This is a genomic window from Ruegeria sp. AF8, assembly GCF_056541825.1.
Map to the genome: position 1 here is coordinate 63781 of NZ_JBQFYW010000006.1, position 22937 is coordinate 86717.

At 60.1% G+C, this 22937-nt stretch carries 24 protein-coding genes; 10 read left to right on the forward strand and 14 right to left on the reverse strand.

Features of this window, described 5'->3' with window-relative positions:
• Positions 1-43 precede the first annotated feature (43 nt).
• From ACR0AO_RS12190 to ACR0AO_RS12200, 3 genes are read right to left on the reverse strand one after another with little or no spacing between them, the layout of a single operon-like run.
• On the reverse strand, positions 44-781 hold the full coding sequence (locus ACR0AO_RS12190) for a VOC family protein (RefSeq protein WP_480603861.1): 738 nt from the start codon (positions 779-781) through the stop codon (positions 44-46).
• Positions 778-1386, reverse strand: coding sequence for an enoyl-CoA hydratase/isomerase family protein (locus ACR0AO_RS12195; protein ID WP_480603863.1), 609 nt, complete (start codon positions 1384-1386; stop codon positions 778-780). Before ACR0AO_RS12195 ends, ACR0AO_RS12190 begins: the two co-directional genes overlap by 4 nt.
• Positions 1383-2132, reverse strand: coding sequence for an SDR family oxidoreductase (locus ACR0AO_RS12200; RefSeq protein WP_480603866.1), 750 nt, complete (start codon positions 2130-2132; stop codon positions 1383-1385). Before ACR0AO_RS12200 ends, ACR0AO_RS12195 begins: the two co-directional genes overlap by 4 nt.
• A 135-nt stretch (positions 2133-2267) precedes the next feature.
• On the opposite strand from ACR0AO_RS12200, the gene ACR0AO_RS12205 reads away from it, so the two are divergent.
• From ACR0AO_RS12205 to lpxK, 5 genes are all read left to right on the forward strand, one after another.
• Positions 2268-3791, forward strand: a complete 1524-nt coding sequence (locus ACR0AO_RS12205; RefSeq protein ID WP_480603868.1) for a DUF2125 domain-containing protein — start codon at positions 2268-2270, stop codon at positions 3789-3791.
• A 190-nt stretch (positions 3792-3981) separates the two neighbouring features.
• Entirely contained in the window at positions 3982-5328 is a 1347-nt protein-coding gene (locus ACR0AO_RS12210; RefSeq protein WP_480603871.1) for a TldD/PmbA family protein, read from the forward strand.
• Positions 5315-6112 carry an inositol monophosphatase family protein gene (locus ACR0AO_RS12215; RefSeq protein WP_480603873.1) on the forward strand — a complete coding sequence of 266 codons (798 nt, stop codon included), beginning with the start codon at positions 5315-5317 and terminating at the stop codon, positions 6110-6112. Before ACR0AO_RS12210 ends, ACR0AO_RS12215 begins: the two co-directional genes overlap by 14 nt.
• Positions 6109-7344 carry a 3-deoxy-D-manno-octulosonic acid transferase gene (locus ACR0AO_RS12220; RefSeq protein ID WP_480603876.1) on the forward strand — a complete coding sequence of 412 codons (1236 nt, stop codon included), beginning with the start codon at positions 6109-6111 and terminating at the stop codon, positions 7342-7344. Before ACR0AO_RS12215 ends, ACR0AO_RS12220 begins: the two co-directional genes overlap by 4 nt.
• Positions 7331-8329 (forward strand): tetraacyldisaccharide 4'-kinase, encoded by a 999-nt coding sequence (gene lpxK / locus ACR0AO_RS12225; protein ID WP_480603878.1) that lies wholly within the window; start codon positions 7331-7333, stop codon positions 8327-8329. The genes ACR0AO_RS12220 and lpxK overlap by 14 nt, the downstream gene beginning before the upstream one ends.
• Here lpxK and ACR0AO_RS12230 read toward each other — a convergent pair whose 3' ends face one another.
• Genes ACR0AO_RS12230 through ACR0AO_RS12240 form a run of 3 tightly spaced genes read right to left on the reverse strand, consistent with a single transcriptional unit; the run spans position 8330 to position 10627 of the window.
• Positions 8330-9442 carry a CaiB/BaiF CoA transferase family protein gene (locus ACR0AO_RS12230; protein WP_480603881.1) on the reverse strand — a complete coding sequence of 371 codons (1113 nt, stop codon included), beginning with the start codon at positions 9440-9442 and terminating at the stop codon, positions 8330-8332.
• Complete coding sequence (locus ACR0AO_RS12235; protein WP_480603886.1) at positions 9442-10107, reverse strand: DsbA family protein; 666 nt, start codon at positions 10105-10107, stop codon at positions 9442-9444. The genes ACR0AO_RS12230 and ACR0AO_RS12235 overlap by 1 nt, the downstream gene beginning before the upstream one ends.
• Positions 10108-10120: 13 nt before the next feature.
• Complete coding sequence (locus ACR0AO_RS12240; RefSeq protein WP_480603888.1) at positions 10121-10627, reverse strand: DUF721 domain-containing protein; 507 nt, start codon at positions 10625-10627, stop codon at positions 10121-10123.
• 93 nt (positions 10628-10720) lie between these two features.
• On the opposite strand from ACR0AO_RS12240, the gene mutY reads away from it, so the two are divergent.
• Together mutY and ACR0AO_RS12250 are read left to right on the forward strand one after the other, a co-directional pair.
• Complete coding sequence (gene mutY / locus ACR0AO_RS12245; protein WP_480604166.1) at positions 10721-11764, forward strand: A/G-specific adenine glycosylase; 1044 nt, start codon at positions 10721-10723, stop codon at positions 11762-11764.
• A 62-nt stretch (positions 11765-11826) separates the two neighbouring features.
• Entirely contained in the window at positions 11827-12960 is a 1134-nt protein-coding gene (locus ACR0AO_RS12250; RefSeq protein ID WP_480603891.1) for an alkane 1-monooxygenase, read from the forward strand.
• A gap of 99 nt (positions 12961-13059) precedes the next feature.
• On the opposite strand, the gene ACR0AO_RS12255 is transcribed toward ACR0AO_RS12250, so the two are convergent.
• The 4 genes from ACR0AO_RS12255 to ACR0AO_RS12270 all read right to left on the reverse strand — a co-directional run bounded on the left by ACR0AO_RS12255 (position 13060) and on the right by ACR0AO_RS12270 (position 17012).
• A complete protein-coding gene (locus ACR0AO_RS12255; RefSeq protein ID WP_480603892.1) occupies positions 13060-14442 on the reverse strand; it encodes an adenylate/guanylate cyclase domain-containing protein in 1383 nt (460 codons plus the stop codon).
• Positions 14443-14601: 159 nt separating this feature from the next.
• Positions 14602-15705 (reverse strand): DNA methyltransferase, encoded by a 1104-nt coding sequence (locus ACR0AO_RS12260; protein WP_480603894.1) that lies wholly within the window; start codon positions 15703-15705, stop codon positions 14602-14604.
• Between the two features lie 106 nt (positions 15706-15811).
• Positions 15812-16429, reverse strand: coding sequence for a ribonuclease HII (locus tag ACR0AO_RS12265; protein WP_480603896.1), 618 nt, complete (start codon positions 16427-16429; stop codon positions 15812-15814).
• A 106-nt stretch (positions 16430-16535) separates the two neighbouring features.
• Positions 16536-17012, reverse strand: coding sequence for a hypothetical protein (locus ACR0AO_RS12270; protein ID WP_480603899.1), 477 nt, complete (start codon positions 17010-17012; stop codon positions 16536-16538).
• A 175-nt stretch (positions 17013-17187) separates the two neighbouring features.
• Here ACR0AO_RS12270 and ACR0AO_RS12275 point away from each other — a divergent pair, with 175 nt between their 5' ends.
• From ACR0AO_RS12275 to ACR0AO_RS12285, 3 genes are all read left to right on the forward strand, one after another.
• Positions 17188-17475 (forward strand): hypothetical protein, encoded by a 288-nt coding sequence (locus ACR0AO_RS12275; RefSeq protein WP_480603902.1) that lies wholly within the window; start codon positions 17188-17190, stop codon positions 17473-17475.
• Positions 17447-18148 (forward strand): winged helix-turn-helix domain-containing protein, encoded by a 702-nt coding sequence (locus tag ACR0AO_RS12280; protein WP_480603905.1) that lies wholly within the window; start codon positions 17447-17449, stop codon positions 18146-18148. Before ACR0AO_RS12275 ends, ACR0AO_RS12280 begins: the two co-directional genes overlap by 29 nt.
• A 106-nt stretch (positions 18149-18254) precedes the next feature.
• Positions 18255-19835 carry a DUF427 domain-containing protein gene (locus tag ACR0AO_RS12285; RefSeq protein WP_480603909.1) on the forward strand — a complete coding sequence of 527 codons (1581 nt, stop codon included), beginning with the start codon at positions 18255-18257 and terminating at the stop codon, positions 19833-19835.
• Between the two features lie 80 nt (positions 19836-19915).
• On the opposite strand, the gene ACR0AO_RS12290 is transcribed toward ACR0AO_RS12285, so the two are convergent.
• From ACR0AO_RS12290 to ACR0AO_RS12305, 4 genes are all read right to left on the reverse strand, one after another.
• On the reverse strand, positions 19916-20713 hold the full coding sequence (locus ACR0AO_RS12290) for a DUF1217 domain-containing protein (protein WP_480603912.1): 798 nt from the start codon (positions 20711-20713) through the stop codon (positions 19916-19918).
• Positions 20710-21111, reverse strand: a complete 402-nt coding sequence (flbT, locus tag ACR0AO_RS12295) for a flagellar biosynthesis repressor FlbT (protein ID WP_480603915.1) — start codon at positions 21109-21111, stop codon at positions 20710-20712. Before flbT ends, ACR0AO_RS12290 begins: the two co-directional genes overlap by 4 nt.
• Positions 21108-21485: a flagellar biosynthesis regulator FlaF gene (gene flaF / locus ACR0AO_RS12300; RefSeq protein ID WP_480603917.1), complete on the reverse strand. Its 378-nt coding sequence runs from the start codon at positions 21483-21485 to the stop codon at positions 21108-21110. Before flaF ends, flbT begins: the two co-directional genes overlap by 4 nt.
• 76 nt (positions 21486-21561) lie before the next feature.
• Complete coding sequence (locus ACR0AO_RS12305; protein ID WP_480603920.1) at positions 21562-22869, reverse strand: flagellin N-terminal helical domain-containing protein; 1308 nt, start codon at positions 22867-22869, stop codon at positions 21562-21564.
• Positions 22870-22937: the final 68 nt, after the last annotated feature.

A 22937-nucleotide genomic window follows, 5' to 3' on the forward strand; every position in this document is an offset into this window, starting at 1 on the left:
GAACGACCTGTCTATGTCTACGTGCCAATTTTGGCGAAACCCATCAGCCTGGCAGAAGCGGATCGCCAAAGGCATCTCTGACTGCCGCGGCCAGCCCTTCGATTTCCAGGCCCAGATAGTCGGGCACCGGGGCGAACCGTGCCCGGGGAAGGTGCTGGAATTCGAGTGTCGTATAGGGGCGTTTCCAAAGCCATTCGCGGTTTTCGACCGACCAGAGATCGGGGTTTGGCGGTGTTTCATCCGTAAAGGCATGAAAATGCAGGTCAAAGCCATGGGGCGCAACTTCCTGCATCGACAAAAGTCGCATGCCAAGCGTCCTGCAGACGGATTCCTCGGCCTGAATATCGCCGGTACGCAACGTAATCTGCCCGACCCGTCCCATGGCAAAGGGATTTTCAGGGTCGGCGGCGTTATCGGGACGGTTGCCATGGAAATCATGTTGAAGCAGTTCGATGACAAAGCCTTCGGGGTCAGCCAGATGGCACATGTACCCGATATCCAGAAACTGACGCGGATCGCTGACATCCACACCCGATTTACGCAAATGGCTGACCGCCAGATCGATATCCGGCAGGGTGATCCCGATCTTCCAATACCTCTGACCGCGATCAGGGGCATAGCCGCCGCCACCGGGCATCAGCAGAAGATCGGCGTCGCGCCCCTCATATCCAACCCGCCAGTTTTCACCGTCTGGCGTGGCGGTCATGCCCAGAACATCCGAATAGAATCGGGCAAGCCCAGCCGGGTCGGCCACCCGCAGGCGTAGTGCGGCAAGCCTCATGCGCACATTCCTGCAATGCCTGCGGCGACGTCCGGTTTGGCGGTCAGACTATCCGCAACCAGATCCCGGGCAACATCCATCAGCGTATCGGCCTCGACCACCCGGTCAACCAGGCCGAAGGCAAAGGCCTCTTCCGCCGAAATCTTCTGCCCGGCCATGAAAACGAGTTTGGTGCGTGCCGGGCCGATCAGGGCCGCCATCCGCCTGGGGTCGGAGGGTTGCGGCAGGAACCCAAGCTTCATCACCGGATAAAAGAACCTGGCCGAAGGCACGGCGATGCGCAGGTCGCAGGCCAGCACCATGCCGTTGGCTCCTCCTGCCAATGTGCCGTTCAGTGCGGCCACTGTCAGGCACGGCAGCGCGGCGATGGCGCCCGACAGCCTTTCCCATACATCCGAAGTGGCCAAACCCGCGCGGGCCTCGTCCAGATCGGCCCCGGCGCTGAACACTTTTCCCCTGCCGGTCAGGATCAGGGCCTTGGCGGCCACGGCCGCTTCGGCAATATCCGCCAGTTCCCCAAGCATCGCTTCGGTCAGCGAATTGGCCTTGTCGGGACGGTTTATGGTGACAATCCAAAGACCGTCTTCCTTGACCAGATCGATCATGCCAGCCCGGCCCGTCTGCGAATGTCCTCGTTGCGCAGTGAGATCTCGGTGCCGGCAAATTCATCCGCATCCCCGGAACACATCCACAACAGCGCCCGCGCCGGCCAGTCGGCGGGAATGTGCGCCTCCCAATCCAGCTGGCTGACCGGGTTGATGCCACTGGCCTTGATCTCGCGCTGCATCTGCGTTGCGACCGTTCCGGGCGACAGGCCCATCGCACGGATGCCATTGTGCCGTTCTTCAAGATGCAGACATTCGGTCAGCATCGCAGCACCCGCCTTTGAGGCGCAATAATGGCTCCAGGCCTCGACCGCATTATGCGCCGCACCGGAGGAGATCGTAAGAATCGATCCGCCGCCGCTCGCACGCATGACCGGCAAGGCCGCGCGCATGCCATAGAATATCCCTTTGAGGTTGATGTCGATGACTTGCCCCCAGGCAGCCGGGTCCACCCGCGAAAGATGAGAGATCGGCTCGATCACCCCCGCGTTCCCGATCAGCACATCCAGTCCGCCAAAGCGCGACACGCAGGCCGCCACCGCCGCCTCAACCTGAGCATAATCGCTGACATCGCAGGGCAGGGCGATAGCCTGTTCTCCGATCTCCGCCGCCAGCGCCGAGATTTGCGCTCCGCCCCGCGCGGCCAGCGCCACGTTGGCGCCCGCCGCGGCAAAAACGCGCCCTGCCTCGGCTCCAATTCCGCGGCTTGCGCCGGTGATCAGAACGGTTTTGCCCTGCATATCCATTCAGATTCCCTTTCTAAACTGAGTCTGCTGCAAGTCGTAGCGTGCAAAGGGGGAAAGGGTCCAGCCCTTGCCCCCTTGACGCCCGCGCCGACAAACCCGACGATGCGCGCGAAATTGATCAAGAAGGGTTCCCTTATGACTGCTTTTTTTCGCCGCAGCTGCGGTGCCATGATTGCCTATGCCGTCGCAACTCATGGTGCTTGGGCTGAACTGTCCGCCGACGACGTCTGGGCCGATTGGCAGGCCTATCTGGGGGGCATGGGCTATCAGGTGGCCGGTGAAACCAGCAGTTCGGGCGCAGTCATGACCATTGACAATATGACGATGTCGATGGATTTGCCCGAGGAAGACGGCCGGTTCTCGATGTCGATCCCGTCCATGACGCTGACCGAAAACGAAGATGGCTCGGTTACCGTCGGATTTCCGCCCTCGTTTCCGATGGTCATCGACGGCAACACCGAAGGCGAAGAATTCCGGGCCGAGTTGACCTATACCCATGACGGCTTGAACATGGTGATTTCCGGATCGCCCGAGGATGTGACCTATGATTACTCCGCCGCCAGTGTCGGGGTGGCCCTGACTTCGGTCGAGGCCGATGGTGCAAAGCTCCCGCCAGAGGCGATTGTGGCAGCCATGGACATGGTCAACGTCGCAGGCAAATCGCATATGAGGATCGGCGAGATGCGCGAGCTCGACCAGAGCATGACGGCCGACAGCCTGACCTATAATGTCGCCTTTGATGATCCTGAATCCGAAGACCAAGGCAAGTTCAAGGGCACCATGAACGGCCTGAGTTTTGAGGGCACCGGGACGATTCCCAAGGAATTCGATCCTGCCAATTACAACAGCCTTGTCGAGTCCGGCTTCGACTTTGACGGCAAGTTCACCTTTGCATCGGGTTCGGGCGAAGTCGCGGGTACCGGCGATGGCGAGCAATTCGAGATGTCCAGCCAATCCGAAGGGGGTGATTTCGCAATTGCCATGGATGCCGCACATATCGGTTACGATATCGCGCAAAAAGGCGTCAAAATTGCCGTCTCGACCGCGGACTTGCCCTTCCCCATCGAACTGGCGATGGCAAGCGCCGGGATCAAGTTCGACATTCCGGTACAGGCATCGGACGAGGTACAGCCCTTTGCCTTTGCAATGAACCTGACGGATTTCACCATGTCGGACATCCTGTGGGGCATGTTCGACCCTGCTGGCGCCCTGCCGCGCGATCCGGCGACCATCGCGCTTGACGCAAGCGGAACCGCCAAGATTAAGGTCAATTTCCTTGACCCGGCCGTGGCGGAAATGCTGGACGCGACCGATGCGGCCCCGGGCGAGTTGCATTCACTGAAGATAAACGAGCTGATCGTTTCGCTGATCGGCGCAAAACTGACCGGCAACGGCGATTTCAAGTTCGACAATTCGAACCTTGCCGCATTTAATGGAGTGCCTGCCCCGTCTGGCGAGGCCAACCTGCAGCTGGTCGGGGCCAATGCGCTGATCGACAAGCTGATCGGCATGGGGATTGTTTCCGACGAAGATGCGATGGGCGCGCGGATGATGATGGGTCTGTTTGCGGTTCCGGGCGATGCGCCGGACACGCTGAAATCGAAAATCGAGATCAACGAACAGGGCCATGTTTCGGCCAATGGCCAGCGGATCAAGTAAATCCGGCGGTTGGCAAAGAAACCTTGGGCCGCCGGCTTGGCGGCCCTTTTTGTTTTGATTCGCGCGAAGACGGGCGTTTGCAGATCGGAATTCTGTCCAATTCACCGGTGGCATACCCGCTTTCTCAAGCGTTCGGGCCTTGCAGCATGAACGGTGCAAGGCTAGGTCCAGAATATACGACGGAGGCCAAATGACACGGACACCCGAAGAAATCAGCCATGCGCTTTTGGATGCGGCCCGCAAGGCGGGTGCGGATGCCGCAGACGCGATCGTGATCGATGGGTCCTCGATTTCCGTCGAAACCCGCAATGCGACGCTGGAAAAAGCGGAACGATCCGAAGGGGTCGATCTTGGTCTGAGGGTCTTTCTGGGCAAACGCCAGGCCATTGTATCCAGTTCCGACAGCCGGCCAGAGACTTTGGCCGCGATGGCCGAACGCGCCGTTGCAATGGCACGGGAGGCGCCCGAAGACCCCTATTCGGGGCTGGCGGCTTCGGATCAGATCGCCAGATCATGGAAGACCGACATACTGGAGCTGGTCGACCCCGCACCCGAACCCACGGCCGAGGCGCTGATGCGGGACGCCCTCGAAGCCGAGGCGGCGGCCATGTCGGTCGCAGGCGTCACTCAGGTATCCGATGCGGCGGCGGGCTTTGGTGTGCACCGCGTGCATCTGTGCGCGACGAACGGGTTTTCGGGGGGGTATGCAAGATCCAGCCGCTCCATATCCTGCGTGGCGATTTCCGGTCAGGGCACCGGGATGGAACGCGACTATGACGGCGACAGCCGCACCTTCCAGGCCGACCTGCGCGAGGCCCGGGACATCGGGCAAAGCGCGGGGGAGCGCGCGGTGAGTCTGCACGGGGCGCGGAAACCCAGAACGGGTACCTTTCCGGTCCTGTTTGACGAACGTATTTCCTCGTCGCTGATCGGGCATCTTATGGCCGCCAGCAACGGGGCGGCCATCGCCCGGGGTTCCTCATGGCTCAAGGACAGTATGGGCGAGCGCGTCTTGCCCGATACATTGTCCCTGATCGAAGATCCGCACCGCCCCCGCATCTCGGGATCGCGCCCCTTCGATGCCGAAGGGTTGCCCACCGCAAGGCGGGCGATCGTGGAAAACGGCATTCTGACCGGATGGACATTGGATCTGTCCAGCGCGCGCAAACTGGATATGCCTGCAACCGGCAACGCGGTGCGCGGCGTTTCCGGCCCGCCATCGCCGAGCAACTGGAACCTGAGCCTGACGCAGGGCGACCAAGGCCGCGACGGCCTGTTGCGCGACATGGGAACCGGGTTTTTGGTCACTTCCATGATCGGTTCGACCATCAACCCCAATACCGGCGACTATTCGCGTGGCGCGTCGGGGTTCTGGGTCGAGAACGGCGAAATCTCGCACCCGGTCAACGAATGCACCATCGCGGGCAATCTACGCGACATGCTGCGACGGATCATTCCGGCCAACGATGCGCGCGGATACCTGTCTCGCGTGGTCCCCTCACTTCTTGTCGAAGGGATGACCCTTGCCGGTAACTGATCTGTCCCTGCTCGTCGATGCCGCGCTGGAGGCCGGGCGGATCGCCACCCGGTATTCAGGGGACACGGCGCAGCGCTGGGACAAGCCACAGGGCGGTGGGCCGGTGACCGAGGCCGATCTGGCAGTCAACGCGATGCTGGAACAACGACTGCCTTCGGCCCGGCCCGGCTATGGATGGCTGAGCGAGGAAACCGAGGACAACGACGACCGCCTACATCGGGAGCATGTGTTTATCATTGATCCGATCGACGGCACCCGCAGCTTTGCGGAAGGCTCGAAAACCTGGGCGCATTCCCTGGCGGTGGCGCGCGACGGTGTCATAACCGCAGCGGTGATCTATCTACCGAAGCGCGATCTGCTATATGCCGCCGCTGAGGGCGAAGGCGCAACGCTGAACGGCACGCCGATCAGCGCGACCGAGGCGAGCGATATGGAGAAATCCGAGATCCTCGCGGCCAAACCCAACCTTGACGGGCGTCATTGGCGGGGTGGCGTGGCACCGGTGTTTGTCCGGGCGTACCGGCCCTCTCTGGCTTATCGCATGGCGCTGGTCGGACAGGGCCGGTTCGACGGGATGCTGACACTGAGACCGAGCTGGGAGTGGGATATCGCCGCCGGCGATCTGATCCTGCGTGAGGCACAAGGGGCGTGCACCGACAAAAACGGGCAGGCTTTGCGCTTCAACAATCCGCAACCCCGGCTTGACGGTGTTGTCGCGGCGGGGGCGCTATTGCATTCGCTGCTGATGGCCGAACTTGAACCCGGTGTCGGTTGGGCATCGTGACCCGTTCGCGCTCTCTCAGCCTGGCGGCATACCGGGTGTTGTCCTGGCGCGGTTCGAAGCCCGGCGACAGCGACGCGCCGCCGCGTCCGAAAGGCGAAGTATTGTGGATACACGTTGCGGCGCGAAAACATGTTGCCCCGGTTAACGATTTTTGCCGCCGCCTGCAGCAACTCAGACCGGACCTGTCAGTAATGTTCACCATTCCCAACGGTTCTGGAGATACCGACTGGGGTGGCATGATCGCGCCGGTTTTCCGACTGCCCGAAGACAATACAAATGCAGTTCGCCGGTTTCTGGATCACTGGTGCCCGGACATGGGCGTGTGGGTCGGCGGTGGGCTGTTACCCAATCTTATTTCTGATGCGGCAGATCGCGGTATTCCCCTGATCCTGCTGGAAGGCGAAATCGATGTCGTGGTTCCGCGCCGCCACCGGTGGTTGCCGGATATCCCGCGCCACACTTTGAACTGCTTTCGCGCGATCCTTACGACCAGCGAAGACAAGGCGCGTCAAATTCGCCGGCTGGGTGTTCCCTTTTCCAAAGTATCCGTCTCGGCCTTGTTGAGGGTCAGCCCGAACCCGCTCCCCTGGCCTGAAGATGAATTGATCGAGGCCAATCACGCATTGACCAGCCGCCCGGTGTGGCTGGCCGCCTGGGTTCAGGACAAGGAATTCATCACGGTTCTGACCGCGCACCGCCACGCGCTTCGCATGCTTCCCCGTCTGGTGCTTATCCTGCATGTCGCCGACGCAACCGAGGCGGGGCCGCTGCGGAAGCGGCTGCACAATGTGGATTTGCGTTGTGCCGACTGGGACGCGGGCGACGCGATCGAAGACAATACGCAAGTCATTCTGTGTTCCGATCCTCAGGGTCTGGGTCTGTGGTATCGCGTGTCGCCGCTGACATTCCTCGGAAGTTCGCTGGAGTTTGGAGCTCTTGGACAAAACCCGCTGGATGCGGTGGCACTGGGCTCGGGCATCATTCATGGACCTTATGTCCGCTACTATACGGGTGTCTACGCGCGGCTGGCGAATGCCAAGGCGTCGCGCATCGTACGGTCCGCCGAAGAACTAGGGGAGGCTGTTGCCGATCTTCTGGCCCCCGATCAGGTGGCTGATATGGCCCTCGCGGGCTGGCAGGTCGTCAGCGAAGGCGCGGAACTGATCGACCAGTTGACGGACATGGTGCAGGAAACGCTCGATAGACGGGGGGCAAATCATGCGGGCGCCTGAGTTCTGGCACACCCCCGCCGACCGTCTGGACTGGCGGGCGCGGCTGCTGAAACCACTGGGCGATATTTATGCCCGCGCCACCGCGCGCCGGCTGGCAACAGCCGACGGCGTCCGGCCTGGCGTGCCGGTCATCTGCATCGGCAACCTCAATGCAGGAGGAACCGGCAAGACCCCGACCGTGATCTGGGTGGTCGAACAGCTGCGCGATGCCTGGCACACGCCGCATATCGTCACGCGCGGCCATGGCGGATCTCTGGTCGGCCCGGTCCGGGTCGATCCCTCTCGCCATACCGCGGCGCAGGTCGGGGACGAGCCGCTGCTGCTGGCGGCCTTCGCCGAGGTCTGGGTCGCCAAGGATCGCGCCGCCGGTGCACAGGCGGCCGCCGCAGACGGGGCCACTGTCATCGTTCTGGATGACGGCTTCCAAAACCCTTCCGTGCACAAGGATCTGTCGCTGATCGTGGTGGACGCGATGCGGGGATTTGGCAATGGCCTGTGCCTGCCCGCAGGCCCCTTGCGGGAACCGGTCGAGGCCGGCTTGCGCCGTGCCGATCTTGTCCTGTCGCTCGGTCCGCCCACGGCGCAGGAACAGTTCATCGAATTATGGCAGGCGAAAATCCCCATTCCGCACGCGACGGGTGAGCTTTTGCCGCTGCAAACCGGCATGGACTGGAGCAGCACACCCGTCCTTGCCTTTGCCGGCATTGGACATCCTGACAAGTTCTTCCGAACGATGCGTGGATTGGGCGCAGAGCTGAAACGGGCTGAAGCGCTGGATGATCACCAGCCGCTGACGCCCGCGCTGATGAGCAGGCTGGAGCACGAAGCAAAACTTTTGGGCGCGCAGATGGTTACCACCGAAAAAGACGCTGTGCGCCTGCCGCCCAAGTTTCGCAGCAAGGTCATCACTCTGCCCGTTCGTCTGCAGGTGGAACAGGCGGACATGGTGCGGGACATGCTGCTGGCCAAGGCACCGTCGCCCTGATCAGTTGTCCTCGCCCAGTTTGGGGGCGGGCCGCGTCAGGGTCAGCTCCGCATCCGAAAAGACAAAGGGCGAGCGCACACCCGGAACGCCATCCAGTTCGATCTGCATTCCACGTGCGGTCACCTGAGGATCTGCCATCACCTCGTCCAGCGTGTTGATCGGTCCGGCCGGGATGCTTTCGGCCTCGCAGGCGGCCAACAGGTCGGCCTTGCCACGTTGCGCGGTGGCCCCGTTCAGCCGCGCGATCATCACCCGGCGATTGGCCAGCCGGTCCCTGTTACGCAGGAACTCGGGCGCTTCGGCCATGTCCTCAAGCCCCAGCACCCGGCAAAGCCGCTGATATTGCCGATCGTTGCCGGTAGCGATGATGATATGGCCATCGGCGCAATCGAAGACCTGATAGGGTGCCAGGTTCACGTGCGCGTTGCCCATCCGTTCGGGCGCCTGGCCGGTGGTCAGATAGTTCAGCGCCTGATTGGCGGTCACCGCCACCGCCACATCCAGCAGCGCCATGTCCACCTGTTGCCCTTTGCCGGTGCGTTGGCGCTGATGCAGCGCCGCCAGAACACCTGCAACGGCATAGATGCCCGTGAACACATCCGTGATCGCGACACCTGCCTTTTGCGGCTGGCCTTCGGGCTCGCCCGTGATCGACATCAGGCCGGACATGCCCTGAATGATAAAGTCGTAGCCCGCGCGATGCGCGTAGGGTCCGGTCTGCCCGAATCCGGTGATCGAGCAATAGATCAGGCGGGGGTTGACGCGTTTCAGGCTGTCATAATCCAGCCCGTATTTCTTCAGCCCGCCAACCTTGAAGTTCTCGATCAAAACATCCGCGTCCGCCACCAGATCACGAACGCGCTGCTGACCTTCTGGGGTCGAAAAATCAACCGTGACAGACGCCTTGCCCCGATTTGCCGAATGGTAATAGGCGGCCGAAACATCCTCGTCCCGCGTTACGAATGGCGGCCCCCAAGCGCGCGTATCGTCGCCGGCCGGGGACTCGACCTTGATGACCTCGGCGCCCAGATCCGCAAAGGTCTGGCCAGCCCAGGGGCCGGCCAAAATACGCGCCAGCTCAATGACCTTCAAACCGGCAAGAGGGGACGACATCAGTTGCCCAGCTCTTCTTCGATCAACTGCTTGAAATCGGCATACGACTGGTTTTCGACCTTCTCGCCGTTCACCATGAAGCTGGGAGTGGCGTTGATGCCGTCACGCTCGGCGTTTTCCTGATACCATGCGACAAGCGTCTGCGCTTTGGCCGAATCCTGCAGGCAGGCGTCGAGCTGTTCGTTTTCGATCCCCGCCAGGCGTCCGATCTTGCGCAGTTCGTCCACCACCTCGCTGGGTCCACCCGCGCGCGCCCATTCGGATTGGCCGTCAAAGATCAGATCTGTGATGCCAAAGAACTTGTCCGGCCCCGAACACCGCGCAATCATCGAAGCCCACAATCCGAACCGGTCGAAATACACCTCGCGATAGACGAACCTGACCTTGCCGGTGTCGATGAAATCCTTTTTCAGCTGCTTGTACGGCCCGGCATGGAATGTCGCGCAATGCGGGCAGGTGTACGAGGCGTATTCGATGATTTCGACCGGCGCGTTTTCGTCGCCCTGAACCATCTCGACGATGGTCGAGGTGTCGATGTCCGCTTCCTGCGCATTGGCTTCGGCCACCAGCGGGATCGAGGGAAGATCAGCCGGTGTGCTTGTCAGCCAATAGGCCCCGGCGGCCACGGCGATAGCCGCACAGATTACGGTTGCAATTCGGGTCATATCCTGCCCTTTCTCAGCGTTTTTGTTTGGATAATACGTTGCGGCCAAGACGTTCAAGGGCGGCGCGCAGATCACTGTCATGAACAGCGCTGGCAGCCTGGTCGGCCTCGGCGGCGATGGCGGGGGCGATGGTCGGTTTATCCGCCTTCGGCTTGGGTTGGAAACTGGCCTGGCCTTCGGCAAATCCGGTGGGCGCAGTCTGGGTGACGCGGATACGGCTGATCGCATTATAGCCGTAGACGGCGTTCACCCTGGCGCGCAGCTGTTCCTTTTGCATTTCCAGCATCGGTGCCTGCGGCCCCGTCGTCAGAACAGTCAGGGTCGCACCGAACCCACCCTTGCCATAGCCGATATTGACCGGTCGCGCGATTGCCGCAATATCCTGCCCTGCAATCTCTGGCCAATGAGTCAGCAGCCGCGACACTGCAAAGCCGCGACTTTCTCCGGCGCGCCGGATCTGGTCATTCAGCAGCGTCGCGGTTCGCTTGAATCCGCGTGTGGTGGACGGGCGTGGCGACATCTGGTTTCCGACTCCTGTGCCGCTATTGTAATGGTCGGCGGGTCGGGTGCCAGCGAAACCCGACAATTCGAGGAATAAATCTTGCGTGACGGAATGGAAACCGACTTAAGTACCGACTTGCTGAACTGGTACGACCGGCATGCCCGCGACCTGCCATGGCGTGTCGGCCCAGCCGCGCGCAGGACGGGCAGGCAACCCGATCCCTATCGCGTTTGGTTGTCCGAAGTGATGCTGCAGCAGACCACCGTTGCGGCCGTGCGCGGTTACTTTCAGCGTTTCGTTGCCCTTTGGCCTACGGTTCACGCATTGGCCGCCGCAGCGGATGATCGGGTGATGGCCGAATGGGCGGGGCTCGGATACTATGCCCGCGCCCGCAACCTGTTGAAATGCGCCCGCTTGGTGGCCGAAGAGCATCAGGGAAGATTCCCCACAACCTATGATGCTCTGATCAAGTTGCCGGGGGTCGGGCCTTATACGGCAGCGGCAATTTCGGCCATCGCATTTGATCGGCCGGAAACCGTGCTGGATGGCAATGTCGAACGGGTGATGGCACGGTTGTATGACATTCATGATCCCCTGCCCGGTTCGAAACCCATTCTCAAGGATCGGGCGGCGGCCCTGACGCCCTCGCAGCGCCCCGGCGACTATGCGCAGGCGATCATGGATCTGGGCGCAACGATCTGTACCCCGAAATCTCCGGCTTGCGGAATCTGCCCTTTGCGCGAGGTCTGCCAGGCACGGGTTGCGGGCACAACGGCCGATCTCCCGAAGAGAAACCCAAAGAAACCCAAACCAACCAGATATGGCTTTGTCTATATCGCCCGCCGACCGGACGGCGCATGGATTCTGGAGCGCCGGCCCGACACGGGGCTTTTGGGCGGCATGCTGGGCTGGCCCGGACCGGACTGGTCCGAAACCCCGGACGAGACGCCGCCCTTTGCCGCCGACTGGCGCACGCTGCCCGAGGAAGTGCGCCACACCTTCACCCACTTTCACCTGATCCTGCGAATCCGAACGGCCATGGTGGCCTCCGACTTTCAAACCGAGGGCGCGGCGATCATCGGCAAGCACGAATTCCAACCCTCGGCCCTGCCAACCGTCATGCGCAAGGCCTATGATCTGTGGCGCGGCGAATAGGCAGATAGGCAACTGCGGCCCATACAACTACTCTCCGCACAGTTGAAATACGGATCCCGGAAATGAACGCAACCAAAGCATCGCCCCGCTGGCAATCCGCACTGCCGTACTGGATTTCGTTCCTGTTGATCCCCCTGATCTGGCTCACAGCCATTCTTGGCGGATGGTGGTTGATCCTGGTTCCCCTATCGACGTGGTGGGTCTTTGCCGTTCTGGATCAGCTGACAGGATTGAATCTGGTAAATGCTGATCCCGATACGCCCGATGAAGAGCTTGGCTGGCATATCCTGCTGACCAAGGCCTGGGTGCCGGTCCAATTCATAACCCTGTTTGGCCTGATCTGGTACGCGAACCACTCCACACATCTGGACGCAGGTGAAAAAATTGCCTTGTTCTTTGGTATGGGCGTGCTTTCTGGTACCATCGGCATCAACTACAGTCACGAGTTGATGCATCAGAAAAGCCGGACGGAACGATGGATGGGCGACGTGCTGCTGGCAATGGTGCTCTATTCACATTTCCGGTCCGAGCATCTGCTGGTCCATCACCGCTATGTGGGCACCCCGCGCGACCCGGTGACGGCGCGCTACAACGAAGGTTTCCACCGCTTCTATCCCCGCGTTCTCCGGCAGAGCCTCTGTTCCGCTTTTCGCGCGGAACGGGACATGCTTGCGCGCAAGGGTTTGCCATGGACCGACCCGTCCAACCCGTTCTGGCGCTATTGGACGCTGCAGGCGGCGATGCTGCTGCTGGCGCTGGTACTCGGCGGGTGGAGCGGGCTGGGTCTGTTTCTGGTGCAGGCGGGAACAGCAATCTGGCAATTGGAGCTTGTGAACTATGTCGAACATTACGGTCTGACCCGGAAACATCTCGGAGAGGGCAAGTACGAACATGTCCGCCCCTGCCATTCGTGGAATGCGGCGCATAAGGCGTCGAACTGGCTGCTGATCAACCTTCAGCGCCACTCCGACCACCACTACAAGTCCGACCGCCGGTTTCCCCTGCTGCAGAACCACACGATCGATGCCGCCCCGCAACTGCCCTATGGTTACCCGGTGATGACCGTGGCGGCGATGGTCCCGCCGCTCTGGCGGCGCGTGATGAACCCGCGCGTTCGCGCATGGCGGCGGCAATATTATCCCGAGATCACCAACTGGAAACCCTACAACAAAGCCCAAAACCCAAGTCCTGGATAGGGGACGCAGCCGCAGCACGCGGGGTTTGCCCCGCGTGCTGCCTGGCCCAACCGAAGGCGGTGCATCTTTGATGCGCCTCCGACGGGCGGGAGCGCTTTTTCACATTGTCCAGACACTCATGGTTTGTGCGACGCCGCGAATGTCCTGATCCGCGCGCAACTCGAACCCTGTCATCATTTCCGGATTCGAACCGGCATCCTCCAGCGCCCGCCGCCGCAGATCATCACTCATCACGATCCGGGTGCCAAAATCACGGGTCAGCGCTTCGAGCTTGGCCGCCACGTTCACCGCGTTGCCAATGACCGCGAATTCCAGTCGGTTTGCGCCGATATCGCCCAGCACCACGGAACCGAAATGAATTCCGATACCAATCTGGATCTCCGGCTCGCCCGCCCGGCGCCGGTCGACATTCCAGCGGTCGATCGCGTCAATCATCGATCGCGCGCAGGCCAGTGCATTGGAGGCATCCCGGTCGCCCGCAAGGGGCGTTCCGAAGGTCGCCATCAGCCCGTCGCCCAAATACTTGTCAAGCGTGCCGCCATGGCGAAAAACCTCGCTTTCCATCCGCGCATGAAATCCGCGCAACACCTCGATCACCGCGTATGGATCACGGGAGGCCGCGAATTTGGTAAATCCCACGATGTCGATGAACAGCACCGCGATATCGGCCTGACGCACCTGCTTGAGCGGTTCGTCGTTCTGGCTCAGCTCCTCCACCACATTGGGCGAGAAATAGCGCGACAGATTGGCCCGCTCGCGTTCCAGCCCGGCATTGGTCATCAACAGCCGGTTGAGCCGCCGCATCGAAACGCTCAGCGTTACCGCAACCATCATGAAGACGATGACCTGCTGGATGCGTTGAGGGATCATAAAGCTGTTGGGATCAAGCAGTTCGGCGACGTCTGGGAATCCTGCAAAGGCCTCGGCCACCTGCTGGCTCAGGCCCGGAATCGGTGCTGAGACCCACCACGCGACGATCCAGCCCACGGTCCACATGGCTGTGGTCCACGAACCGATGGCGATCACCGTGCGCCAGGAATAAGCCAGCGTCCCGGCCGCCAGAATGATGAAGAAGTACTGAAAGTTGTCGAACCGGTACTGCATCGCCAATGGCCGCACATCGTCGCTGAACGGGTTGGGGATCACCATGCCCAGCGTCATGATCAGCAGATCGACAAAGATCAGCAGCAACTCGGCCCGCGACTGCCCGACACGCCCGGCGCGCCGGATCAGCCAGCCATTGGCGCAGATCAGCGCAAGAATGAAATGATAATAGAGAACGTCCCAGTTCGGGTTGAGAAAAACCAGCAGCGGCGCGGTCAGCCCCATTGCGATCCAGCGTGCACGTACCGCCAGTTCCAGCCCCTCGCGCTTGTGCCGTTCCAGTGCAGCTTCGGTGTATTTGTTGTCCATATCGAACTCGTCCGGCCGCGAGATGGAGAACCGATCCAAGGGTGAGCGGGCAGCTGTTGTATCGGTCATGCCGGACTCCTTCGCTTTCAAACAGCAAACAGGAAATTCCCTTTATCCAATCACCCTGCGACGAAAAGGAAAAGGCCCCGCCGTATTTCGGCGGGGCAAGTCATAGTGCCATGTGTCAGGCCACAGGCACCGGCGGTATGAGTGGAAACCTCGAGTGGATCAGTTGTGCATTTCAGCCCGGATCTGCTGCCGCAACACGTCGATGGGCACGGTCTTGCCCTCTCGCTTGAAACACCAGTACGTCCAGCCATTGCAGGACGGCGCGTTTTCCAGATGTGCGCCAACCTGATGGATCGAGCCCTTGACGTTGTCACCGATCAGGGTGCCATCGGCGCGCACCTTGGCCTTGTGACGCTGATTCATGGAATACAGCTCTTCGCCCGGGCGCAACAGGCCGCGCTCGACCAGCTGGCCGAAAGGCACGCGCGGTTCGGCGCGTTTGCTGACGCTGACCTCCAGCGCCTCGCGGTCGAATTTGCGAACCTTGGCAATACGTTTTTCGGCCACCTTGCGATACGCCTCTTCCCGCTCAATGCCAATGAACTCCCGGCCCAGCATCTTGGCGACCGCTCCGGTGGTGCCGGTCCCGAAGAACGGGTCAAGAACAACGTCGCCGGGATTGGTCGACCCGACCAGTACACGGTGCAGCAGCGATTCAGGCTTTTGCGTCGGATGCGCCTTGTCGCCGTTTTCGTCCTTGAGGCGCTCGTGCCCGGTACAGATCGGCAGCACCCAGTCGCTGCGCATCTGCACGCCTTCGTTCAGGGCCTTTAGCGCTTCATAATTAAAGGTGTATTTGGCCCCTTCCCGTTTCGAGGCCCAGATCATCGTCTCATGCGCATTGGTGAACCGCTTGCCGCGGAAATTCGGCATCGGGTTCGACTTGCGCCAGACAACGTCGTTCAGAATCCAGTAACCCGCGTCCTGCAGGGCAGACCCCACGCGGAAAATGTTGTGGTAAGAGCCGATTACCCAGATTGCACCGTCGGGTTTCAGTAGACGACGCGCCGCCTTGAGCCATTCGCGGGTGAAATGATCATAGACACCAAAACTGGAAAACTGATCCCAATGATCGTCGACCGCGTCCACCTGGCTGTTGTCCGGGCGGTGCAGTTGCCCCTTGAGCTGCAGATTATAGGGCGGGTCCGCGAAAATTAGGTCAACCGACGCCGCTGGCAGACTGTTCATCACTTCGATGCAGTCCCCGGAAAGAATCGTGTTTAATGGGAGCGCGGTCGCGCCCTTGGTCTTGGTTGTGGTCATGTCTCTGCCTCAGATTCCACGGCGCTTTTGCGCTCATTTGGTTGAGACAAGGATGAGTCAATCCTGATTCGTCGTCAATTTCTTTTTTGAATCAGTGGCTTACAAATTACTCTTGATACAAGATATTGTGGACGGGCTTGAACGAACGTCTATGGTGTGGGGTCACCCCAAGATTTCGGAGTGCCTCTTTGTGTTCTTTGGAGGGATATCCGGCATTCCGTTCCCAGCCATAGCCGGGATGCTGTTGCGCCAAATCCACCATCACCTGATCGCGCCATATTTTCGCCGCAATTGAGGCCGCCGCGATCGACACCGACTGCGTGTCTCCCTTTACCACTGCCTGGCTGGGAAGACCCAGTCCGCGCGGGATCATGTTGCCGTCGATCAACAAAAAGTCTGGCGCGGGGTCGAGGGCGGCAACTGCCCGCTCCATCGCCAGATGTGATGCCCGCAAGATATTCAGTTGGTCAATCTCTTCCACGCTCGCCTCGGCAACGGACACTTCGGCGGTACCGCGCAGTATTTTGTCCAACCCCGCACGGCGCCTGGCCGTGAGCTTTTTGGAGTCATTCAGCCCGTCGGGGATATTGTCGGGGTCGAGAATCACCGCAGCGGCGACCACCGGTCCGGCCAGCGGTCCGCGACCGACCTCATCCAATCCTGCAATCCTGAGAAAGCCACGCGCCCTGAGCGCCAATTCAAGGTCATAATTGGGTGCCGTCATGATCCTGGCAAACCTTGTTTCCCGGCAAGACGCAAGAAAAAAGGGAGAGCGGCGATGTGCCACCCTCCCCCGCGCGGCGCTTCTGTGGCGCCGCTCTGCTCGAAACTCAGCGGAAATGAACGACCCGATATCCCTGCTGGCGCAGGCAACGCGGTTCATAGGCCTGCTGCACCCGATTGCCATTCCAAAAGCCGACCTTGCAGGAACTCGGCAAATAGCGGGCGTGCTTGTAGTGCCTTTGAAGACATTGCTCGCTCAGCAAGGGGTGGTTGTTGCTATATCCATTGACCCTTGTCAGACACCGTTGCGGCAGATCATAGCGCGCCACATTTTTGGGAAGCGGCTGAACATGATGCCTTTTGCGCTGCGGCCGGTCATAATAGTTGTCATACTGGCGGGTGACCGAACGCGCGCGCTCCTCCTTTTTCTTCTTGTTGTACTGGTTGACGGCCGCCCCGATGATCGCGATGGCGGCAAGCCCGCCCAAAATGTCATGCGTATCGGCGGCTTTCGCCTGAGAGGCGGAAATGCCGGTGATCGCGATAGCGGCGGAAACGATCAGAGCAATGAATTTACGATGCATGGTCGATGTCCTTTCAATAAATCTCACGATCCGTAATCGGGATCGCCCCGTGATGCATCGACCCTGACCCCGCCAATTTCGGACAGGCAATATCGGCCTGTTGTTATCGGATATCACGGCGGGCAAATCCTTGGGGTTATTGAATATCCGACGAACCCCGCGCAGGATGCTGCTCATGAAACAGATCCTCGCTTTGATGGCCATTGCGGCCCTGATATCCCTGACACCTGCTGCTCATGCGGCGGAGTGCTATGCCGACTACAAGGCCAAACAGGATTCGCCCCTGCGGCTCCATTATGGGGTAATGCAGGTATCAAACTGTTCGAAAGGCGGCGCGAAACAGGAAGTGTCCGCGCGCCTGAACGCGGCCGGATGGAAACTGCTGAATGTGATTTCGGTTTTTGGCCCGGAAGGCCTGAACGAGAGGAAGGCGAATGCCGGACAGTATTATCTCCGTTTCTGAGGCCCGGCGTTCGGGAACACGGCTGGTCGGGGCCGGCATCGCCGCAATCGTTGGAATCCTGATCGCGGCCGCGGCCCTTTTGTTCTGGACCTTGCCGGATGCGAACGCATTCAACGCCCGGGTCGAGCGGCTGTTTGTCGAAAGCGATCTGACATCGCAGGCCGAAATCAAACTGCTTGAAATACTGGCGCAGTCCGGAACTGCATTCGCGGATACGCTGTCGAGTTACCGAATGGTCATCTTTGTCCTTCTGGTTTTCGCCAGCGCGATGATGATCGCGGCTTTGGTCTTTCTGACGATGCTGGTCCTGCTGAACCGCCGCATGGCGCAAATCGAGCGCACCGGCATACAGGTAACGTCCCTTTTGATCAGCCGGGAAGAGAATACCGTCTATCTCAACAATATGGATTTCAAGCTGACCCCTGCGGCGATCGAAACCCTGTCTGTTCTCGCCGAATCCCGCCTGGACGACGAAATCCTGTCGGGCGCCGAGATCGAAGGGATGATCTCGGGCAAGGATGCCTCGGATTGCGAAGAGGCCGCCGGAGCAACACGGATTAAGCGACTGCGTGATGCGCTGGGCAATCAGATGGTCAGCGAGCTGCTGGTCAAGAATATCTCGCGGAAAGGCTATATGCTGGCGATCGAAAAAGACGTCATTCAGATGATCTGACCATTTTGCTCGCTCCCGGCCGACAAAAAAACACCGCGTTTGCCCTTGGCAAGCGAGGTCGCCGCGCCCATCCTTATTATCCAGGTCAGGGGAAAGGAGGCCGCGCATGAACGTGCACAGCGCCCCACGCACCAAAGGCTACAGCATCTCCATCGAACCGCTGAAGGGCCGTGTCGCGGTCTATCGCGACGATGTGTTGCTGGCCGAAAGCAGCCGCGCCAAGGTCATGTATGAAACGCGCCTGTCGCCGACGATCTACTTCCCGAAAGAAGACGTGAAAGCGCCGCTTGGCGATCCGACCGAATTGCAGACCTTTTGCCCGTTCAAGGGAACAGCCACATATCGCGATATCTTGTTGGGCGAAGCGCATATGCGCAATTCGGTATGGGCCTACGACGACGCATTGCCCGAGAGCCTGGATATTCAGGGCTATATCGGCTTCATGCCCGGCGCCTATACGCGAATCGATCTGGGAGAGAATGAGTTCAGAGAACCCGACGACAGCAATGTCGGCGGGCCTCTCATCACCTGGCTGATGCGCGGGGCCTCGACCGTCGCAACACCCGAAGAGTTCACCCAGACGCTGGCCGAAAAGATGCTGGAGCAGGGGATTGCGATTCAGCGGTTGGGCATCCTTGTGTGGTCGCTGCACCCGTTGATTGCCGGGAAACACTACATCTGGGAGAAAGGGGCGGACGAGATTTCCACCTTTGCACCCACCTATGAGATTTATGACCACCCCGCCTATACCAACAGCCCGCTGCGGCACGTGTCGAACGGGTTGGGCGGGGTACGGCAGCGGCTGGATGACGATCACCCAGAAAACAGCTTTCCGATCATGGAGGATTTGCGCGCCAAGGGGGCGACCGACTATGTGGCGATGCCGCTGCCATTTTCCGATGGGCGTACGAATGTGTTGACGCTGACCTGCGATCATCCGCAGGGTTTCACAACCGAGAACCTCGGGCTGGTTTTTGAATGCTCAGCCATCATCGGGCGTTTCTACGAGGTGTTCACACAGCGGGAAAATGCGCAGACGCTGCTTGAAACCTATGTCGGAAAACGCACCGGCGCGCGGGTTCTTGGCGGAGAAATCCGGCGTGGCGACGGCGATGAAATCGATGCCGCGATCATGTTCTGCGATTTGCGCGACTCGACAATGCTGGAAGAAAAACTGGGGCGGGCCGATTACATCGGGCTGCTGAACGATTTTTTCGAAACCGTTTCAGGCGTGGTGCACGAGCAGGGTGGCGAAGTTCTGAAATTCATCGGCGACGCGGTGCTGGCAGTTTTCCCTGCGGGCGATGATCCGGCCAAGGCCCGGTTTCACGCGCAGCGTTCGGCGGTCGAGATTGTCGAGCGCGTGACCGCGTTGCGTATTTCCGCGTCGGATGTCCGGTGCGACTGTGCCATCGGACTTTCCTATGGCCGAGTGACCTTTGGCAATGTCGGCTCGCGCGAGCGGCTGGATTTCACCGTTATCGGGTCGGCGGCTAATATCGCGGCAAGGCTCGGAGACTATGGAAAATCCGTGGGGCACCGGATCATCGTGTCGCAGGATATCGAACCGGCCTGTTCCGATGCGACGCCTTTGGGCGAAGTGCAGCTTCACAACGTGTCGCAGCCGGTCGTCTCCTACGCGGTTCGCACAAAAGCCGACACCGCTACCGCATTGGCAAACAGGTGAATACGGTTCAGCCTGTTCGATGTTCAGACCTGCATTGTGCGCTTTGCGTACCGTCTTGGGCTATCGCCGGGCGGCACTGATCACCCGCCCTGCCGCAGCAAGGTCAACGCGATGCTGGCAGAAGAAGCTCCGGTCGCATAAGACGATATTTGCGACTGAGCCAGATAAGTGTTGGTCAATTCCTCAAGCTGCGCGGGTTCGGTGAATTGCGACAGATCAGAAGACCCCGTCCGCGCGCTGAGCCTGTCTTTGAAGACCTCAAGCTGCTTGTCGATATCCAGCTGCGCAAAAGAGGATGGCAGACCAAGCGCCGTTTCCATCATCTCACGCAAGGGTGGCACACTCATCAAACGGAACCACCTGGCATCTTCGCTGCCCGACACAGCGGCGAGATTTGGCAATTCGCGCTGCGCGTAAAGCGCCACGCGCATGGAATTGTCAGCCTCACCCACCGAGATTTCAAAACGGGACGACAGGTTTTTCCTGGCAATTTCTGACATTTCCACCGGGATACCGGTTCTTGCTGCTTCACCTGGCCCAAATCCGAAAGCGGCCGAGAATTTACGATATCTTTGGTCTGACAAACGGTTGGCAAGCGCATCATCCGCCTGTGTCCCGTCCTCGAGAACTTTGCGGATGAAATAGGTGTTGTTTATATCCTCCTCCAGCCCGAACGCTCCCAGGGCAACTTGCAGCAACTGGCGATCCGACACCAGATCTTCTGCCGACTTGATGGTCGGTATCTTCTCGAGAAAATATCGCGAGTCCCGCGCCATCTGAGGTGACCCGGAAAAAGCATCCAACTGGTTGGTGTAGGTACGTTGCAGGAAACGCCAGCCAACCAGGCCGCCCGCGGGTATGACGGGCTGAAAATTCATTGCCTGTAGGCCATCAGGCGGTCTTCTCGCGGCAAAAGTGAGCGCAGCGATTTGAGGCATTTGTAGAAATGTCCCGCAATCAGCGCGTCCGTTGCCTCCGTCAGGATCGAGCGGCTGTCGGGATCGGTAAACACCTGGCTCAGTTCCTCGATCCTGCGCAGCAGGGACAGCCGCGCCTCTTCGCCGCTCATATCCCCTGACAGAACAAGCTGTACGGCATAGCATACACGCCGAACCGGAGTGCCGGCCTGATCCGGGTGAATAGCGTCACGGAGCCGCAGCACATTCGCCTGCGGCGTCATGATCGAAAATCGGCTTCGCCGTTCGCCGTTTTCGATCACAACCCCATTTATCAGAACCCGTTCTTTAGGGGCGAGTTTGAGTACCAGCCCCGTCATGCCGCTTGCCCCATCTGGCGCAACCCCTTCATCACGGCGACATTGATTTCTACCAATGCATCGACAGAGGCCTCGCCCGACAAGACCAAACCGCTGTGGTGGTGGGTAAACTCGGCAAGATAGAAAATTCTGGCCCGCAAGTCGCCGGGCAATGCGTTTTTGTTATCCGCGACCTCTGTCGCAAGCAGGGTCCAAAGCCGCCTGTTGTCGTGCAGGGCTTCGGCAAATTTCCCGAATTCAACAGCTTTTCGGGATGCCGCCACCTTCAATCTGTGGGTGATGCGCGAAATCGCGTCATATTCAGTGTCGCGCGGCGTGCTGATCGGAATATGGGCCTGCGCATACGCTTTCTGAGCAAAAGTCTGCGGTGTCACTTTGGATCCTTCCGGTTTGTCTCAGGTTTTGGCTTAGTGCCGGAGCGCCTTTCGGTGCTCCGGCCACGATCCACGGTTAGCGGAACAGCGACAGGATGGTTTGCGGAGCCTGATTGGCAATCGACAGCGACTGCACGGCAAGCTGCTGCTGCGTTTGCAGCGCCTGCAGACGCGCCGAGGCTTCCTCCATATCCGCATCAACCATCGCGCCGATGCCGGATTTCAGCGAATCGCTGAGCTTGGAAACGAAATCCGACTGGGTTTCAATCCGTCCACGGGCAGAACCAAAGGAGGCCGCCGCGTCAATCGACGTCTGGATCAAGCCCTCGATTTCCGTCAGGGCGCTCTTTGCACCGGCCCCGGTCGAGACATCGATACCGGCCAGGCCCTCAAGTCCGCCGCCGATTTCTACATCCGCGGTTTCAATCGCCTGCAGCGACACGTTGTTGCCAGCGCCGGTTTCTCCGGTGAAGGTGATGGTCGCGGTCCCATCCGAGGCAACCGCAACCGAAGCGGCCAGGCTGGAATCCGCAGCCAGAGTGCCAGATTCGATCGCCGACGCGACGCGATCGTTAAAGGCCTGGGCCAACCCGTTCGCGACATCGGCCTGAGTATCACCGTCCCGTGCCACGTAAGACACATCGCGGCTGGAATCATCGAACCCCGCGCCGACCGACCCTGCTGCGCCCGAGATATTGATCTGGATACCGGTTCCTGCCGTCACGCTGTCCACCACCAAAGTCGTAGTGGGCGGCGTTGCCGCACCGGTCAACGCGACAGCTGCAGCGGCATCGAGACCGCCGCTGATCGTTGCGCCCGATCCGGCAGCGGCGGCGGTACCAACGGACCAGTCCGCCGCTTCGATTCCCAGATCGAATTTACCGACGTCGATATGGCTGACATCCACAGATCCATCCGGGTTCCGGTCAAGCGAACTGAGAACCTGAACGGTGCCCGATCCCGCAGTGGTATCCTTGTTGCTCAACAGATTGAGGCCGTTGAACTGAGCCGCGCCGACGACCGAGTTGATCTGATCTCTCAATGCAGAAATATCGGTCTGAATTTTTCCACGGTCGACATTTTCTTCCTGTGCCGCAACAACCTTTTCCTTGATCTGGGTCAGCAGATCGGTCACCGATTCGGCCCCGTTCTGCGCCACCGCGACGGTTGATTCTCCCAGTGACAGGCTGTCGGAAATTCCCTTGAACCCCTGCACGTCGGATTCCATCACCTTGGAAATGGCCCAGACGGCCGCGTTGTCCTTGGCGGATGCAACCGATTTGCCGGTGGAAATCTCGCTTTGCGTCATTGCAAGATTGCTGTTGACTGCCTTGAGGGTTTGCAGCGCGACCATTGCGCCGTTGTTTGTCAGAATGCTGGACATTTTCTTTCCTCTTTTCATGGGCGTTTCGACGCCCGGTTCCATCCCGCGCTCGCTGCGGGTGCTATGTC

What these genes read in the sequence shown, in the direction of transcription:
- ACR0AO_RS12190 (WP_480603861.1), bottom strand. Translation starts at nt 781, where the DNA reads ATGAGGCTTGCCGCACTACGCCTGCGGGTGGCCGACCCGGCTGGGCTT.
- ACR0AO_RS12195 (WP_480603863.1), bottom strand. Translation starts at nt 1,386, where the DNA reads ATGATCGATCTGGTCAAGGAAGACGGTCTTTGGATTGTCACCATAAAC.
- ACR0AO_RS12200 (WP_480603866.1), bottom strand. Translation starts at nt 2,132, where the DNA reads ATGGATATGCAGGGCAAAACCGTTCTGATCACCGGCGCAAGCCGCGGA.
- ACR0AO_RS12205 (WP_480603868.1), top strand. Translation starts at nt 2,268, where the DNA reads ATGACTGCTTTTTTTCGCCGCAGCTGCGGTGCCATGATTGCCTATGCC.
- ACR0AO_RS12210 (WP_480603871.1), top strand. Translation starts at nt 3,982, where the DNA reads ATGACACGGACACCCGAAGAAATCAGCCATGCGCTTTTGGATGCGGCC.
- lpxK (WP_480603878.1), top strand. Translation starts at nt 7,331, where the DNA reads ATGCGGGCGCCTGAGTTCTGGCACACCCCCGCCGACCGTCTGGACTGG.
- ACR0AO_RS12230 (WP_480603881.1), bottom strand. Translation starts at nt 9,442, where the DNA reads ATGTCGTCCCCTCTTGCCGGTTTGAAGGTCATTGAGCTGGCGCGTATT.
- ACR0AO_RS12235 (WP_480603886.1), bottom strand. Translation starts at nt 10,107, where the DNA reads ATGACCCGAATTGCAACCGTAATCTGTGCGGCTATCGCCGTGGCCGCC.
- ACR0AO_RS12240 (WP_480603888.1), bottom strand. Translation starts at nt 10,627, where the DNA reads ATGTCGCCACGCCCGTCCACCACACGCGGATTCAAGCGAACCGCGACG.
- mutY (WP_480604166.1), top strand. Translation starts at nt 10,721, where the DNA reads ATGGAAACCGACTTAAGTACCGACTTGCTGAACTGGTACGACCGGCAT.
- ACR0AO_RS12250 (WP_480603891.1), top strand. Translation starts at nt 11,827, where the DNA reads ATGAACGCAACCAAAGCATCGCCCCGCTGGCAATCCGCACTGCCGTAC.
- ACR0AO_RS12255 (WP_480603892.1), bottom strand. Translation starts at nt 14,442, where the DNA reads ATGACCGATACAACAGCTGCCCGCTCACCCTTGGATCGGTTCTCCATC.
- ACR0AO_RS12260 (WP_480603894.1), bottom strand. Translation starts at nt 15,705, where the DNA reads ATGACCACAACCAAGACCAAGGGCGCGACCGCGCTCCCATTAAACACG.
- ACR0AO_RS12265 (WP_480603896.1), bottom strand. Translation starts at nt 16,429, where the DNA reads ATGACGGCACCCAATTATGACCTTGAATTGGCGCTCAGGGCGCGTGGC.
- ACR0AO_RS12270 (WP_480603899.1), bottom strand. Translation starts at nt 17,012, where the DNA reads ATGCATCGTAAATTCATTGCTCTGATCGTTTCCGCCGCTATCGCGATC.
- ACR0AO_RS12275 (WP_480603902.1), top strand. Translation starts at nt 17,188, where the DNA reads ATGAAACAGATCCTCGCTTTGATGGCCATTGCGGCCCTGATATCCCTG.
- ACR0AO_RS12280 (WP_480603905.1), top strand. Translation starts at nt 17,447, where the DNA reads ATGCCGGACAGTATTATCTCCGTTTCTGAGGCCCGGCGTTCGGGAACA.
- ACR0AO_RS12285 (WP_480603909.1), top strand. Translation starts at nt 18,255, where the DNA reads ATGAACGTGCACAGCGCCCCACGCACCAAAGGCTACAGCATCTCCATC.
- ACR0AO_RS12290 (WP_480603912.1), bottom strand. Translation starts at nt 20,713, where the DNA reads ATGAATTTTCAGCCCGTCATACCCGCGGGCGGCCTGGTTGGCTGGCGT.
- flbT (WP_480603915.1), bottom strand. Translation starts at nt 21,111, where the DNA reads ATGACGGGGCTGGTACTCAAACTCGCCCCTAAAGAACGGGTTCTGATA.
- ACR0AO_RS12305 (WP_480603920.1), bottom strand. Translation starts at nt 22,869, where the DNA reads ATGTCCAGCATTCTGACAAACAACGGCGCAATGGTCGCGCTGCAAACC.